Origin of the sequence: Rhodoferax sp. (assembly GCF_018780565.1) — a bacterium.
Classification (GTDB): domain Bacteria; phylum Pseudomonadota; class Gammaproteobacteria; order Burkholderiales; family Burkholderiaceae_C; genus Rhodoferax.
This window is the reverse complement of sequence record NZ_JADMJN010000005.1, coordinates 166761-181309: the sequence shown is the minus strand read 5'-3', so window position 1 is coordinate 181309 and position 14549 is coordinate 166761. Positions and strand designations below refer to the sequence as shown.

Annotated in this window: 12 protein-coding genes; 4 read left to right on the top strand and 8 right to left on the bottom strand. The window is 58.7% G+C overall.

Annotated elements, in window-relative coordinates; all coding sequences use genetic code 11:
- Window positions 1-23: 23 nt before the first annotated feature.
- From IV109_RS08355 to phaC, 4 genes are all read right to left on the bottom strand, one after another.
- Window positions 24-1196, bottom strand: coding sequence for a CBS domain-containing protein (locus IV109_RS08355; protein ID WP_296694817.1), 1173 nt, complete (start codon window positions 1194-1196; stop codon window positions 24-26).
- 90 nt (window positions 1197-1286) lie between these two features.
- Window positions 1287-2024 carry an acetoacetyl-CoA reductase gene (gene phbB / locus IV109_RS08350; RefSeq protein ID WP_296694815.1) on the bottom strand — a complete coding sequence of 246 codons (738 nt, stop codon included), beginning with the start codon at window positions 2022-2024 and terminating at the stop codon, window positions 1287-1289.
- A gap of 50 nt (window positions 2025-2074) precedes the next feature.
- Window positions 2075-3253 (bottom strand): acetyl-CoA C-acetyltransferase, encoded by a 1179-nt coding sequence (locus tag IV109_RS08345; protein ID WP_296694814.1) that lies wholly within the window; start codon window positions 3251-3253, stop codon window positions 2075-2077.
- A gap of 21 nt (window positions 3254-3274) precedes the next feature.
- On the bottom strand, window positions 3275-4999 hold the full coding sequence (gene phaC, locus IV109_RS08340; RefSeq protein ID WP_296694813.1) for a class I poly(R)-hydroxyalkanoic acid synthase: 1725 nt from the start codon (window positions 4997-4999) through the stop codon (window positions 3275-3277).
- Between the two features lie 103 nt (window positions 5000-5102).
- Between phaC and IV109_RS08335 the strand changes: the two genes are divergently transcribed.
- Entirely contained in the window at window positions 5103-5381 is a 279-nt protein-coding gene (locus tag IV109_RS08335; protein WP_296694812.1) for a hypothetical protein, read from the top strand.
- On the opposite strand, the gene pgeF is transcribed toward IV109_RS08335, so the two are convergent.
- Window positions 5313-6092 (bottom strand): peptidoglycan editing factor PgeF, encoded by a 780-nt coding sequence (pgeF, locus tag IV109_RS08330; RefSeq protein ID WP_296694811.1) that lies wholly within the window; start codon window positions 6090-6092, stop codon window positions 5313-5315. The two genes, IV109_RS08335 and pgeF, sit on opposite strands and share 69 nt — an antisense overlap.
- 12 nt (window positions 6093-6104) lie before the next feature.
- Window positions 6105-6743, bottom strand: a complete 639-nt coding sequence (gene maiA / locus IV109_RS08325) for a maleylacetoacetate isomerase (protein WP_296694809.1) — start codon at window positions 6741-6743, stop codon at window positions 6105-6107.
- 79 nt (window positions 6744-6822) lie between these two features.
- Between maiA and IV109_RS08320 the strand changes: the two genes are divergently transcribed.
- Window positions 6823-9477, top strand: coding sequence for a PAS domain S-box protein (locus tag IV109_RS08320; RefSeq protein WP_296694806.1), 2655 nt, complete (start codon window positions 6823-6825; stop codon window positions 9475-9477).
- A gap of 263 nt (window positions 9478-9740) precedes the next feature.
- Here IV109_RS08320 and ycaO read toward each other — a convergent pair whose 3' ends face one another.
- On the bottom strand, window positions 9741-11471 hold the full coding sequence (gene ycaO, locus IV109_RS08315) for a 30S ribosomal protein S12 methylthiotransferase accessory factor YcaO (protein WP_296694805.1): 1731 nt from the start codon (window positions 11469-11471) through the stop codon (window positions 9741-9743).
- A gap of 185 nt (window positions 11472-11656) precedes the next feature.
- On the opposite strand from ycaO, the gene IV109_RS08310 reads away from it, so the two are divergent.
- Window positions 11657-12343 (top strand): DUF2239 family protein, encoded by a 687-nt coding sequence (locus IV109_RS08310; protein ID WP_296694803.1) that lies wholly within the window; start codon window positions 11657-11659, stop codon window positions 12341-12343.
- A 7-nt stretch (window positions 12344-12350) separates the two neighbouring features.
- Window positions 12351-13742, top strand: a complete 1392-nt coding sequence (locus tag IV109_RS08305) for an MATE family efflux transporter (protein ID WP_296694802.1) — start codon at window positions 12351-12353, stop codon at window positions 13740-13742.
- 28 nt (window positions 13743-13770) lie between these two features.
- Here the strand turns inward: IV109_RS08305 and IV109_RS08300 are convergent, their stop codons facing one another.
- Window positions 13771-14493, bottom strand: a complete 723-nt coding sequence (locus IV109_RS08300) for a GntR family transcriptional regulator (protein WP_296694799.1) — start codon at window positions 14491-14493, stop codon at window positions 13771-13773.
- Window positions 14494-14549: the final 56 nt, after the last annotated feature.

Sequence of the window (14549 nt, the reverse complement as noted above, 5' to 3'; positions counted from 1 at the left end):
CCCGGGCCGCAAGCCCGCCTCTGTCAACCGGCCGAAGCCTCGGACAGGGCAATGCGCTTGTACAGTGCGGCCAGCATGTCTGACTGGGTCACGATGCCGACCACCTTGCGCTTGGCATCCACCACGGGAATGTGAGGAAGTCCTTTCTCGGACATTTGACGCACCAGTTCGGAAATGGGGGTGTCCGGGTTCGCATGGAACACATCGGCGGTCATGATCTGTCCCACAACTTCTGCCTTGTCCGAGTTGATCCCGGGTGTGCGTCTGAGCAAGCCCTGCAGACGCACAGCCAGACCCGCAGCCGTGGTGGCATCCAACTGCCGCAGAAAATCAGCAACGGTCACGATGCCAATAAGGCGTTGGAAATGGTCCACCACTGGAAGCGACTTGACCTTGTGAAATCGCAATTCATTCCACGCGACATCCAGATCGGTGTCAAAGTGCGCAGTCACCACGTCGCGCGACATGACATCCGAGCATGTCAATCCGACATGCCGACCAAAAGCATGGTCGACCGCGAGGTTATAGATTTCAACCAGCTCTTCCTCCTGTACGTCGACAAAGGTATTCAATGCTTTCACAGCGCTTTCAAGATCCGCATGCACCAAGCCGGTCCGGTTGATCGGCGTCGCGTCATTGGTCTTGTGCATGTTCCTCCCCGTGGTCAGGGTGCTGTAGGGGTAGCGGCGACGCAGAATCAGGTTATTGACCACCAGCGCGGCCGCCAGCAAAGCCGCGACATTGACAGCCACAAGTGCGGCAGTCTGCACGATTCCCCCGGGAGATTGCGGACCATTCAAAACAAGTAACAGGGCCACGGCGCCCCCAGGCGGATGAATGCAGTTCAATCGGGCCATGAGCCAGATACTCATTGCCACAGCCAGCGCCGCCGCAACCTGAGGCATGGGAATCCATTGCACACACATCAGGCCGACCGCAGTGGACGCCGCGTAGCTTCCAATGACTGACCAGGGCTGCGCCAATGGACTATGGGACTGCACAAACAGAATAACAACGCTCGCACCAATAGGGGCCAGCAGCCAATGGGTATGCAGCGGCATGGCATGCAGCAGAAAGCCGCACAGCCCTAAACCCAGGAAGGCACCCAGGCTGGAGCGCATCCGCTCGGCCGGCGACAGGGTGAGGATATTGGACAACAGGGCCTGGCGTATCCAGTTCACAACGCGTTCAGACATATTTCCAGCTCAAGTAACAAATTTTCAAAGCTCTGGGCCAAACAAAAAACCCGCCGAGGCGGGTTTTTTGTTTTTATCACACGAATGAACTCAGCCCATGTGCAAGCCGCCGTTGACCGAAAAGTCAGCGCCGGTAGAGTAGCCGCCTTCGTCCGACGCCAGCCACGCAATGATGGAGGCAATTTCGCTGGGCTCGCCCAAACGCTTGACCGGTACCGTGGCAATGATCTTGTCCAGCACATCCTGGCGGATTGCCTTGACCATGTCGGTGCCAATGTAGCCCGGGCTCACGGTGTTGACCGTCACGCCCTTGGTGGCCAGTTCCTGCGCCAGCGCCATGGTGAATCCATGCATGCCGGCCTTCGCGGCGGAGTAGTTGGTCTGGCCCGCCTGACCCTTCTCACCATTCACTGAGGAAATGTTGATGATGCGGCCCCAGCCTTTTTCAACCATGTCAGCCACCACTTGCTTGGTGACATTGAACATGGAGTTCAGGTTGGTTTCGATCACGGCATCCCAGTCTTCGCGGGACATCTTCAGAAACATGCGGTCACGGGTAATGCCGGCGTTGTTCACCAGCACATCAATGCTGCCATGCTCGGCCTTGGTCTTGCTGAAGGCCTCCACGGTGGAATCCCAGTTACCCACATTGCCCACTGATGCGTAGAACGTGTAACCCAGCGCCTTCTGTTCAGCCAGCCATTTGGCATGATCCCGGGTAGGACCTGAGCCCGCGATGACTTTGAAACCTTCCTTGTGCAGGCGCTGGCAAATAGCGGTACCGATACCACCCATACCGCCGGTGACGTAGGCTACTTTTTGATTCATTGTGATTTCCTCGTTGTTAAATTGCGCCAATTTCCATTGTGAACGCTAAATCAGCGCTCGATAGTTAGGGCAACCCCCATACCGCCACCGATACAGAGGCTGGCAATGCCCTTTTTGGCATCGCGACGCTGCATCTCGTGCAGGAGTGTCACAAGAATGCGGCAACCGGACGCACCAATGGGGTGCCCGATGGCAATCGCTCCACCGTTGACGTTGACTTTGGACGTATCCCAGCCCATTTGCTGGTTGACCGCGCAGGCCTGAGCGGCAAAAGCTTCGTTGATTTCCAGCAGATCCAGGTCTGCAGCCTTCCAGCCGGCACGGGCCAGGGCTTTTTGCGATGCCGGCACCGGCCCCATCCCCATCAATGCGGGATCGAGTCCACTGGTGGCAAAGCTGGCAATACGACCCAGGGGCTTGAGGCCCAAGGCGGCCGCCTTCTTCGCGGTCATCACCATCACAGCAGCGGCACCGTCGTTCAGGCCCGACGCATTGCCAGCCGTCACACCGCCGGCTTTGTCGAATGCGGGACGCAAGCCTGCCAAAGCTTCGGCATTGGTCTTGCGGTTGAGGTACTCGTCAACCGAGAAAACAAGCGGATCGCCCTTTTTCTGGGCGATGCTGAAGGGCACGATTTCGTCCTTGAACTTGCCCGCATCCTGGGCCGCGGCTGCCTTTTGCTGGCTGGCCAGGGCCAATGCGTCCTGCATCTCGCGGGTGATGCCATATTGCTTGGCCACGTTCTCGGCAGTGATGCCCATGTGATACTGGTTGTAGACGTCCCACAGGCCGTCCACGATCATGGTGTCAACCATTTTCCAGTCGCCCATGCGCTGGCCGTCACGTGAGCCCTGCAGCACGTGCGGCGAACCACTCATGCTTTCCTGGCCACCGGCAATCACAATCTCGCTGTCGCCGTAGGCCACTGCCTGCGCCGCCAGCATGACGGCCTTCAGGCCCGAGCCGCATACGGCATTGATGGTGAGTGCCGGGGTCTCCTTGGCCAGACCACTCTTGATCAGCGACTGGCGTGCAGGGTTTTGTCCCACACCGGCGGCCAGAACCTGGCCCATGATGACTTCTCCGATCTGGTCGGCACCGACACCGGTGCGGGCCAGCAGGTCCTTGATAACCGCAGCACCCAACTCGGTGGCCGGCGTCTTGGCCAGGGTTCCGCCAAATTTTCCAACAGCGGTGCGTGCCGCAGAAACGATAACGATGTCTTCCATTTTTCTCTCCTGAGTAAGTAACTAAGCTTTTGCCTTCACGTAGCGGCCAGGGGCTGCTTCGATCGATTTGTATTTGCCTTTGCCGTAGGTCTTGGGCGCAGGCATCTGCTTGCCGGCCTGGGCCTTGAGCCAATCGGACCAGTCGGTCCACCAGCTCCCGGGATGCTCCCTAGCACCTGCCAGCCATTCGGTCTGCGTCTTGGGCAACTTGCCATCCTCGCGAATCCAGTGGCTGCGCTTGCCTTTGGCTGGCGGGTTGATCACACCGGCAATATGACCTGAGGCTCCCATGACAAAACGCTTTTTGCCAGGCAAAACCTGGGTGGACGCGTAGGCACCGCCAATCGGAACGATATGGTCTTCACGCGAGCCGTAAATATAGACCGGCATGTCGACATTGCGCAGATCCACCTTCTCGCCACACACCGTCGTCTTCCCCGGTTTGACCAGGTTGTTTTCCAGATAGGTGTTGCGCAAGTACCAGGCGTAGAACGGTCCCGGCAGGTTGGTGGAATCGCTGTTCCAGTAAAGCAGATCAAATGGTGGCGGTGTTTCGCCCTTGAGGTAGTTGCCCACCACGTAGTTCCACACCAGATCATTCGGGCGCAAGAAGCTGAAGGTGCTCGACAGATCCTGCCCCTTCATCAAACCGCCCTGGCCCATTTCCTGTTCCCGGTATTTGACAAAGGCTTCATCGATGAAGACGTCCAGGATGCCGGTATCGGTGAAGTCAAGCAAGGACGTGAGGAAGGTGGCACTGGCCACGGGCTTTTGACCGCGCGCCGCCAGCACAGCGATGGCGGTGCCCAAAATGGTGCCGCCCACGCAGAATCCCAGGGCATTGATGGTCTTGGCCCCCGTGATTTCCTGGGTTACAGCTATCGCTTTGATAGCAGCGTCTTCAATGTAATCATCCCAGGTTCTATGGGCCAGCGAGGCATCCGGGTTACGCCAGCTCACCACAAAGGTACGGTGACCCTGTGCCACCACATAACGAATGAGGGAATTGTCCGGCTGCAGGTCCAGGATGTAGAACTTGTTGATGCATGGCGGAATGAGAAGAAAGGGCTTCTCATAGACCTTGCCCGTGAGCGGCTTGTATTCGATCAGCTGGAACAGTTCATTCTCGAACACCACGGCGCCTTCGGTAGTCGCCACGTTCTTGCCCACTTCAAAGACGCTTTCATCCGTCATGGACACATGGCCCTGGCGCATGTCGTGAAGCAGGTTTTGCACGCCCTTGGCAATGCTCTCGCCCTTGGTCTCGATTGCCTTCTTCTGAGCTTCGGCGTTGAAGGCCATGAAGTTGCTGGGTGCCGCTGCAGCCGTCATCTGCTCCACGGCAAAGCGGATCCGGGCACGCGTCTTGGCATCGGCCTCCACAGCATCGGCCATGCCCATCAATGTGCGCGTGTTGAGCAGGTAAGCGGCTGCCGAGAAGGCCGCTACCGGGTTGGAGCCCCAAGCCTCGGCAGAAAAGCGCTTGTCACCGGTTGGGGACGTGCCACCCAGACCCTGGGTCCAGAGCGCCGCCGCCTCCTTGATGTACTGCTGTTGCAGTGCCTGCAGTTTGTCTGACGAGAAGCTGATGGCCGGCGGCATGCTCACCGGCCCCGCCTTGGCACCGGTCACGCCGCCCAGATCCATATTCTGGAAAGACTGAAAGGCCTTGGACCAACTTTCCCCCAAAGTTTGTTGCAATTGCTGGGCAGACTGAGCCCAAAATTCAGGAGAATTTGTTGTCATTCGGTGTCCTCTTTATACTTGCCTATCAGTACAAACCCCAGTATCTCAGGTCTAGACCTTCGGAAAACTGACATTTGCCAAAACACTACTGCGCCCATCAACTATGTACATTGTGCCCATTGCCTGGCTCTACGTCGCCCTCATGATGGCGGTGGCCGAAGCCACCAACTCCAATGGCACGCTGCTGGGTGCCATCATCACCTTTTTGCTGTATGGCTTGGGGCCCGTGGCCTTGGTGGTCTACCTGATGGGCGCACCCGCACGACGCCGCGTCATCAAGGCCAGAGAAGCAAGGGAGATTGCTCAAGCTGCATCACTCCAGCCAGACAGTGGCAGCCATACGGCCGCAGGCCCCGTCGCGCCGGAAAGAAAAGAAGCGTGACGGGTTGCTGACGGTGCACCAGACCTGGCCACCGTCGTTGCCATAAATCTCGGTGACACCCAGAGCGTCCAAACGCAAGCGAGCCAGTCCGTTCAGGTTGGCCAGCCATTTCCCACTATCAGCCGGCGCGAACATCGCCAGGGCGGCAGGGTCGTGCATCGCAAACGCATCGCGCACATCATCGCCCACTTCAAATGCATGCGGGCCGATGCACGGACCGAGCCACGCTATGATTTCAGAAGCATCCTGCGCTTTATCCACGAGGGCTTTATCCCTGAATTCATCCACAACGGCCTCCAGCACGCCATAGCCGCCCACCCCGGCCAGGCCACGCCAGCCAGCATGCGCAGCGGCCACCAGACTACCCTGAACGTTGGTGAACAGCACCGGCAGACAATCCGCCACCATGATGGTGCAGGCCACGCCCGACTGCGCCGTCAGGCAGCCATCGGCAGGCGTCCCATGCGGCGTTTTCTCGGAAAGCCACACCACATCGGCACCGTGCACCTGGGACAGAAAAACCGGACGGGCATGGATGGCCTGGTGCAGGATGGCGCGATTGACCCCCACATCCAGCGGATGATCTCCAACGTGATCGCCCAGATTCAGCGAGTCGTAGGGAGCGACGGATTTGCCTCCCAAGCGCGTTGTGCACACCGCCCGCACATGCGCTGGCGCTGGCCAATGGGGAACAAGCCAGTCGGGGTTCATGGTCAGTCCGCCTTATGCCTCAAAGTCCGGGCAAGCAGAGGGTTGCGCTTTCTGGAATGCGGGCAAGGCCATGCAGGCATCAAACGCCGCCAGGGTACGCGGCAAGCCCTCCAGATTGGCATCAAAGCGGCGGGCGTTGAATATCTGCGGTACAAGGCAACAATCAGCCAGCGTGGGGGTGTTGCCATGGCAATAGATCGACGCCGGCGACTGGGCCAGCTGACGCTCGAAGCTCTCCAGTCCCTCGCGGACCCAGTGCCGGTACCAGGTGTTCTTGGTTTCCTCATCCACCTTGAGCACATTGCTCAGGTACTTGAGTACACGCAGGTTGTTCAGCGGATGAATCTCGCACGCAATCGACTGAGCCAGTGCCCGCACCTTGGCCCGGCCCACCGCGTCACGGGGCAACAAAGCGGGTTCCGGGTGCGTTTCATCCAGATATTCGATGATGGCCATCGATTGGGACAGGCGTTGCCCGTCGATTTCCAGCATGGGAACCAGTGCATCGGCAGCGATCGAAGCATAGGGCTCCTTCTTGTGTTCGCCCCGGGCCAGGTGAACCGGCAGGTATTCGTAGGACAGCCCCTTGAGTTCCAGCGCGATGCGCACACGGAAGGAGGCGGAAGAACGGAAGAAGTTGTGTAGTTTCATGAAACGTAGGATAAACCGGAAATAGGCCCACGAAATCCCAGTCGATAAGATCGGCCTACTAATTTGAAAATCGATTGACATGAATTCCTCAGAAGCGCCATCCACAACTCCGATGACCTCCTTTGGGCAGATGCTATTGCTGAGCGCCGCCGTATTGGTGCTGATCTGGAGCGCAGTGATCTGGGAGGCAAGCCGCATCCAGCATGAGCGCCTGACGGACTTCCGGCAGAACCTGTTGCATCTGACGGAAGTGCTCGACGAAACCCTGGTGCGCCAGTTGCACAACATCGATAACGCGCTGCTGGTGATTCGTACCGAATATGTTGACGACAAACAGCATTTGATGCACGCGGTCCAGTTGCTGCGGCAAGGTCCTTTGAAAAATATGGATGTGCATGTGACCGTCATCGGCCGCGATGGCTACCCCGAAATATCGGACGTTCCCGGCAACACGGCACCGGTTTATCTGGGTGATCGGGCGCATTTCCGCTTTTTTTCCGAGGGTGGTGCGGATCAGCTCTATATCAGCGATCCGGTCATTGGTCGCATCACCCAACGCCAAGGCATCCAGTTGGCACGGTCTATTCTTGATCGCGACGGAAAATTCCTCGGTGTTGTGGTCATTTTCCTGCCGCCAGAGGAATTGACCCGCTTCATGCAGCCACTCGATATCGGCACCGACACCATCATGACCATCATCTCGACCTCCGGGACGCTGTTGAGTCGCTCCAGGGATTTGTCCCAATTTCTAGGTACGCGAATGACGCTTGAGCAAATCGCGGAGTACCGGACTCAGGCCAAAGGCTTCGTCCTGCGCCACTCCACACTGGACCATGTGGAGCGCGGCATAGCTCATCGCTGGATCACCGCTTACCCCTTGCTGCTGGTGGTTGCGCGTACGCCCGATGCGGTCTACGCCGAAATCAGCGAAGTGAAAAAGCTGCTGGTGGTTTTTGGTGGCGGCGCAAGCCTGATCGTTCTGGCAGCCCTGGCGCTGGTGCACAAATCATGGCGGCGGCGAGACAAGGCAGAGTTGCTTTTGCAGCAGCAACATGCCCATCTCGCGGACGCTCAGCGCATCGCCCAGCTTGGCAGTTGGGAGTTGGACATCACATCGGGCAGACTGTTCTGGTCAGACGAGGTTTTACGTATCTTCGAGATTGACAAGCGCCAGATCCATGCATCTCTTGACGCTTTCCACAACGCGACTCACCCGGATGACCGCGAGGCCGTGAGCCGGACCTATGCCGATGCACTGGCACGACGCGAGTCTTACAGCATCGTCCATCGCCTGCTCATGAGCGATGGACGCATCAAATGGGTACGTCAGCAAGGCACTTCGAAATTCGATGACCATGGCAAGCCTGTGCAGTCCTCTGGCACGGTGCAGGACATCACCGAACGCGTGAACGAGGAAACTGAGCGTGAGGCACTATCGAGAGAAAGAATGCTGCTGCTCGAATCCACCGGCGAAGGCATTTACGGCATAGACATTCAGGGAAACTGCACCTTCATCAACCAGGCTGCCGCCAGGATCCTGGGCTACAGCGTACAGGAAATTATCGGGAAAAACATCCATAGCCTGATTCACTATCAACATGCTGATGGCTCTCAATATCCCATGACCGACTGCCCCGTCTATCAAGCCTCTCTTTCCGGACAATCCTGCAAAAAGGAGAATGAAGTTTTCTGGCGCAAGGATGGAACGCCCGTTCCTGTGGAGTACGCTGCACACCCCATTTGGGACGTGAACAGAATCATCGGCACCGTCACGACCTTCTCGGACATCACCCAGCGCAAGCATGCCGAGGTGGAGCTTCGTGTCGCTGAAACCGCTTTCCAGACGCAGGAAGGCATGTTTGTTACCGATGGGGACGGTGTGATCCTGCGTGTCAATGAGGCTTTCACCGCTATTACCGGCTACACACCGGCTGAAGTCGTTGGCAAGAACCCTCGCATGCGCAGTTCGGGACGCCACGATGCCGCGTTCTATGTCTCCATGTGGTCGCACATCAAAAGCACCGGCGCCTGGAAAGGCGAAATTTGGAACCGGCGCAAAAATGGCGAGGTGTACCCGGAATCCATCACCATCACTGCGGTGAAGGGAGACGACACAACGGTCACCCACTATGTTGCCACCATGCACGACATTACCGCCCGCAAGGCAGCAGAGGAACAGATTCACAACCTGGCGTTTTTTGACCCACTTACCAAGTTGCCCAACCGGCGTCTGCTGCATGACCGGCTGCAGCAGATCAGAGTCGCCAGCCATCGCAGCAACGGCCACGGTGCTCTGCTGTTCATTGACCTGGACAAATTCAAGGCACTCAACGACACCCTGGGCCACGATATGGGAGACCTCCTGTTGCAACAAGTCGCCCAGCGTTTGCAGGGCTGTGTACGCGAAGTTGACACGGTCGCCCGCCTTGGCGGCGACGAGTTTGTCGTGCTGCTCGTAGACCTGAGTGAACAAGCGGATGAGGCCCGCACCCAGGCCGAGACTATCGGGCTCAAAATCCTCGCCGCCTTGAACCAGACCTACCAGCTGGGCGAGCACAGGCACGACAGCACGCCTAGCATCGGTGCCACGCTCTTTGGTGCTCAGTCGGACTCAGCGGAAGAACTGCTCAAACAAGCCGATATGGCCATGTACCACGTCAAGGCAGCAGGCCGCAACGCCCTGCGCTTCTTCGATCCGGCGATGCGGGTCGCCACCGGCACCGGCCCACAATAGGCACCCAGCAGGAGCTGACCCTTAGTGGCTTGACCCTGGCCAAACAGATAAAGCGCCAGCAGCTTGACCGGCAACAGCAGCATAGGCACACCAAAGGCCAGCAAGGCCCACAGCGGAATCCGGGCCAGGCGCGCAAATGCTGCGGCCAGAGGTGCCCACCCCCACTCCTCAAACAGCAATACGGCAGCAATCAGCGGCAGGAAGATAGGCCGCAGTATTCTCTTGACAGTGTGCATGCTTCCCGGAAGCAGGCCTGCCAACGCTCAGTTGCTGCGGGCGTGCACCTTGTCATACGCCTGCAACAGTTTCTGGTGCATTTCACACCCCTGCAGCATCAGCCCAGGTGCCGAGAGGCCCATGAACCGGTCGGTTTGCATGATGAGCGCATGGGCCTGCGCCACTGCGCCGGCGCCGTACAGTTGCCGCAGGGCATCCAGGTAAGGCCCGGTGTCGCCCATGTCAGCGAGATTGATCAGGCTTTCAATACAGGCATAAACACGCCGACGCTGGGGGTTGATCTGGTCAAAATGTTTGACCCACTCACAGCCCTCCAGGGTGGCCGCTTCATCGCCAATGGCCAGAGCCAGCAGGGTTTTGAGTTCCCCCACGCGCAGGTCGCTCCAAAACGACCCGGCATCTGCCGCCATGCCGATCACGGCAGCCACCGGTCGCTGGTCCGCCAGGGCGGATTCGTTCAGCGTCTCAAGCAACTCCGAGCACTCTTCGTTGTCCAGATCCGTCAGGTTCAGAATGGCCTCACGAATGTGGTTGCCCACGCTGTTGTTCTCAAACTCCAGGTCATCCACAGGATAAATCTCGGACATGCCCGGCACCAGGATGCGACAGGCGTAAACACCCAGATGGGTAAAGTCTGAAATGTAGATGTCAAAGCCATCCTTGTGGATGCGGTCCACCGCCCAGGCGTAGTCTTCGGCCGTGGTATTGCTGAAGTTCCAGTCGCAAAACTCGTAGTCGGGCACATCCCCGAGAAACTTCCAGTGGATGACACCGCTACTGTCCACAAAGTGAATTTCGATGTTGGTTGAGCTGGCCGTTTCTTCCAGGTCAAACCCGGGCGAGGGGAAGCCAGCCAGCGAATCCAGCGCACGACCCTGCAACAACTCGGTCAGGGCGCGCTCCAAAGCGATTTCAAAGCGCGGGTGAGCGCCAAAGCTGGCAAAGCAACCCTGATCTTCCGGATGCAGCAAGGTCACATTCATCACCGGGTACTGCCCGCCCAGAGAAGCGTCTTTGACCAGAATGCCAAAGCCTGCCTCGCGCAAAGCCTTGATACCCGCAGCGATACGCGGATAGCGCGCAATCACGGCCTCAGGCACATCCGGCAGGCAAATGCCCTCGCTGATGATGCGGCCCTTGATATGGCGCTCGAATATCTCGGACAGCGCTTGTGTTCGTGCTTCGGCCTGGGTATTGCCGGCAGACATGCCGTTGCTCACATAGAGGTTGCCGATGATATTGACCGGAATATAGGCCACAGAACCATCACGCTGGCGCACATAGGGAATGGCGCAAATGCCGCGTTCGACATTGCCGGAATTGAATTCAATCAGGTTGCTGGCATCGATGCTGCCTTCCGGGTTGTAGAACTTGTGCAGCTCCGGGTCCAGGATCTCTTGGGGCCAGCTGCCGTTTTCACCGGGTTCAAACCAACGCTCCTGCGGGTAATGAACATGGTGGCGGTTGGCCACCTGGGGGCCAAGGTAATAGTGAGTCCAGAAATAGTTGGTCGACAGGCGCTCAAAAAACTCGCCCAAAGCACTGGCCAGGCAGGCCAGGCGCGTGGCGCCCTTGCCGTTCGTGAACAGAAGCGGGCAATCGCGGTCGCGGATATGCACCGACCAGATGCCATCCACGGGGTTCAGCCAGGATTTTTCTTCAATGTGAAAGCCACGCGCCTGCAGCTTGGCCTGCATGGTGTTGATGGTGGACTCAAGCGAGGCATCTTTGCCGGGGATGAAGTTTTCGTTTTGCATACGGCCCAGCATACCCCACCAAGACCGCCGTGCTGCGTCGGCGCGACCTCGACACGAGGGCGTCCCTGCTGCCAATGCCGGGCCAGTTTTGAAATTGGTTTTTATTTTTACCCGGGTTTTATTGACTTTATTGTTTTACCCGGATAAAATTTACTTTACTTTGACAATCAGAAAAGGCCAATCCCGTGATCGACTGGAACAACACCCCCTGCAGCGCCTTCGAAGGCAGTCACTGCATCGCCACCGGCGAGCTTCGAGCCGTCGCTCTGGCAGCCAAAGCTGCCATTGACAAGGCCTCTGACTCACAAAACGCCTTGCCGGTTCTCATCTTCAGTGATGCCACCAGCGAAGTCATCGAGCTGGACTGGCGTGGCTCGCTCGCCGAATTTCAGTTGCGATTCGAGCAACTGCTTGCCAAACTCCCACGCAAATCTGGTGGCGACGAAGCCGCTGACATGCCCGATGCATCTGCAGGAGCCCCAGCCGCCGCCGTGGCCGCAGATACGGCGCGCGGCCCCGGGCGACCCAAGCTGGGCGTCGTGGCGCGCGAAGTAACCCTGCTGCCGCGCCACTGGCAATGGCTGGCCAGTCAACCCGGCGGCGCTTCCGTGGCGCTGCGCAAGTTGGTGGAGCAGGCGCGACGCGCATCGGAAGTGACAGACCGTGTGCGCCACGCCAGTGCCGTGGGCTACAAATTCATGTCCACCATGGCAGGGCACGAACCCGGCTTTGAAGAAGCCAGCCGCGCCCTGTTTGCCGGCGACCAGGCGGGCTTCGAAGCCCAAATCGCTGACTGGCCCGCAGATGTGCAAACCCATCTCAAAAAAATACTGCTTGACGCTTTTGCGGCGCCAACACCGAACGAACCCTGAACTTGCCATGAACCCAACAACGACCCATGCAGCCAAAGCACTGGACAACCCCGCATTTCCCACACGCCTGTGGAAAAGCTATCTGACATTTTTAATCCCGCTGATCATTGGCAACATCCTGCAGGCCCTCTCGGGCACGGCCAACAACATCTATCTGGGCCAGATGCTGGGCGTGAGCGCGATGGCGTCGGTATCGGCATTCTTCCCGGTGCTGTTTTTCCTGATTGCCTTCATGATCGGCCTGGGCTCGGGAGCTGCCATATTGATTGGTCAGGCGTGGGGCGCCAGGGAACTGGATCGGGTCAAAGCCATTGCGGGCACAACCTTGATGGTGGGCCTGTATGCCGGCCTGGCGGTAGCCGTGTTTGGCGGCACCTTCACAGAGATGATGCTGCGCGCGCTGGGCACACCTGCCGACATCCTGCCCGGCGCCACCGCCTACGCCCGCATCATGCTGATCGCCGCACCAGGGGTGTTTGTCTTCATTCTGATCACATCCATGCTTCGCGGTGTCAGCGACACCACCACGCCACTGCGCACCCTGCTGATTTCCACCGGGGTGGGGTTGCTGCTGACCCCGGCCTTGATCCGGGGCTGGGCGGGTCTGCCCACCATGGGCGTGACCAGCGGCGCTTACGCGGCCGTGGTGTCCTACCTGGTGGCCCTCGGATGGCTGGCCTGGTATTTGCGGCGCCAGAAACAACACCCCTTGCGACCCAACGCCGCGTTCGCGAAACATCTCACCATCGATCGCGCCCTGCTGGCCAAGGTATTGCGCGTGGGCCTGCCCACCGCCTTGTCCATGATCACCATTTCGATGGCTGAAATTGCAGTGCTCTTTCTGGTCAACCGCTACGGCTCGCAAGCGACTGCCGCCTACGGCGCAGTCAACCAGATCGTGTCTTACGTGCAGTTTCCCGCCATGTCGATCGCGATGACCGCCTCCATCCTGGGCGCGCAGGCCATCGGTGCGGGGCGCGGCCATAGCCTTGGCAAGATTGCACGCACCGGCATCCTGATGAACCTGGTGCTGACCGGCGCCCTTGTGTTGCTGGGCTATCTGTTTTCACGCAGCATACTGGGACTGTTCATCACCGATGCCGCCGTCGTGGAAATGGCTCAAACACTGCTGCACATCATGCTGTGGAGCATCGTCATCATGGGCATGTCCATGGTGTTGTCAGGCCTGATGCGCGCCAGCGGCAACGTGGTGATGCCCACCGCGATTGCCATGCTGGCCATTGGCGGCATTGAAATCCCTGTGGCCTGGGTCTTGAGCGGTCACTACGGTTTGAACGGCATCTGGGCGGCTTACCCGGTGGCATTCCTGGCCATGCTGACCATGCAAACGATTTATTACCGCTTGGTCTGGCGCAAGAAACCAATCCGTCGGCTTTAAGAACAGCGGCCGCGAACGCGCGAATGCATTAGCGCCCGACCACCAGGCGCAACGCAGGCAACTGCTCACTGCGACCCTCGCGCTGCTCCAGGGCCTGGCGCATGTTCATCTGTGCGACCTCGGTATGTTCGATCGCCAGGGCCTGCGCCCTGGCGCCCTCCCCCCGCTTGAGCGCGTCAAACAGCATGTGATGCTGCCGATGGGCATACCGCATCCATTCATGGTCATGCGTCTGGTTGGACTGCATGGGCAACGTGGCCGAGGCGGGAGCAAATGGCAATTTGTCGTTGAGCGACACGGCACGGCACAGTGCACTGTTACCGCTGGCTTGAAGAACCAGACTGTGAAAGCGGTCATTCATGGCGGCATAGCCCGCATAGCTTTCGTAGGTCAACACATCGGCCCCCAGCAAATGGTCACCCTCTTCCAGGCAGGCCTGCAGATCCATTTGCAACTGGCGCGATACACCATGCTCGGCCACCAGCCGTGCCGCCATGCCTTCCAGATGACCGCGCACGGCAATGGCATCGGCCACCTCACGCGGCGTGAACTGGCGCACCAGGTAGCCGCCGGTCTCATTCACCTGCACCAGACATTCCTGCTCCAGCGTGACCAGTGCGGCACGCACCGGCGTTCGCGAGGCCCCCAAACGCTCGGCCAATTGCTGCTCGGCCAGGCGCTGACCCGGGGCAAATTCACCGCGCAGGATCAGATCACGCAGTTGCATCAAAACAGTCTCTTGCAAGTTCATGGCATGAACTGTACACTGAATATTAATTTTGGTATACCGTTTTGCCGCAACCCACA